Annotated in this window: 1 protein-coding gene; it reads left to right on the forward strand. The window is 74.8% G+C overall.

Annotated features, from left to right (window positions below):
• Positions 1-2: 2 nt before the first annotated feature.
• The gene (locus HET64_RS38500; protein ID WP_308370436.1) at positions 3-1,058 is read left to right on the forward strand and encodes a nucleoside triphosphate pyrophosphohydrolase; all 1,056 of its coding nucleotides are present in this window, start codon (positions 3-5) and stop codon (positions 1,056-1,058) included.
• Positions 1,059-1,083: the final 25 nt, after the last annotated feature.

The following is a 1,083-nucleotide window of genomic DNA, read 5'->3' on the forward strand; positions in this document are numbered from 1 at the left end:
GCATCGTCCTGCTGACCGCCAGCCACCGGGTCGCGCCCGGCCTGCTGTCCTGGCCGGCCTGGCAGACGCTGCACGCGGCCGACCGGGTCCTCGTCGCCGGCCGGGATCACCCGCAGCTCCCCTATCTCCGCGAGGCGGGGGTAGGCGTCGAGCACGCCACGCCCTCCGCCGACGAACTGGTCGCCGACTGCGCCGGCGGCCGGACCGTCGTCGTCCTGGTCGGCGGCGAGGGCGACAGCCGTCTGACGGACGGCCTGGCCCGGCTCGGCGGCTCGGGCCGGGTGGCCATGCCGGACCTGGAACTGCTCCCCGGCTCCTACGACCTGCCCGGCGCCCGCCTGCTCGACCTGGTCCAGGTCATGGACCGGATCCGCCGCGAGTGCCCCTGGACCTCGCGGAAGACGCACCGGGGCCTCGCCAAGTACGCGATCGAGGAGGCGTACGAACTGGTCGAGGCGATCGAGGACGGCGACCGGGACGAACTGCGCGAGGAACTCGGCGACGTCCTGCTCCAGGTCGTCTTCCACGCGCGGATCGCCGAGGAAGGCCGCCCGGAGGACGGGGCGGAGCCCTTCGCCATCGACGACGTCGCGGGCGGCCTCGTCGAGAAGCTGATCCACCGCCACCCGCACGTCTTCGGCGACGAGAGCGCGGAGACCCCCGAGGACGTCCACGCGCACTGGCTGCGCACCAAGGCCATCGAGAAGCAGCGGACCTCGGTCACCGAAGGCGTGCCCCTCGGCCAGCCCGGCCTGGCCCTCGCCGCGAAGCTCGCGAGCCGTGTCCGTACGGCGGACCTGGACGTCCCGCTCCCCACCGGCGACACCATCGGCTACGAACTCCTCGCCCTCGCCGTCTCCGCCGAGGCGAACGGCACCGACCCGGAGGCCGCCCTGCGCGCCGCGGCCCGGGCGTACCGGGACGCGATCCTGGCGGCGGAGGGCGACGCGGGTCAGTACGGTGCCCGCAGGGGCTCTGCGAGGGGACGGCACGGACGACGAGCGGGCGAGGAAGGCCGCAGAGACGCTGCGGGCGGTCACCGGCCCCCCGCCCGATAACGTCGAGGCGTGAACGACACCCCCG

The sequence above is a fragment of the Streptomyces sp. McG3 genome (assembly GCF_018619185.1).
Taxonomy (GTDB): domain Bacteria; phylum Actinomycetota; class Actinomycetes; order Streptomycetales; family Streptomycetaceae; genus Streptomyces.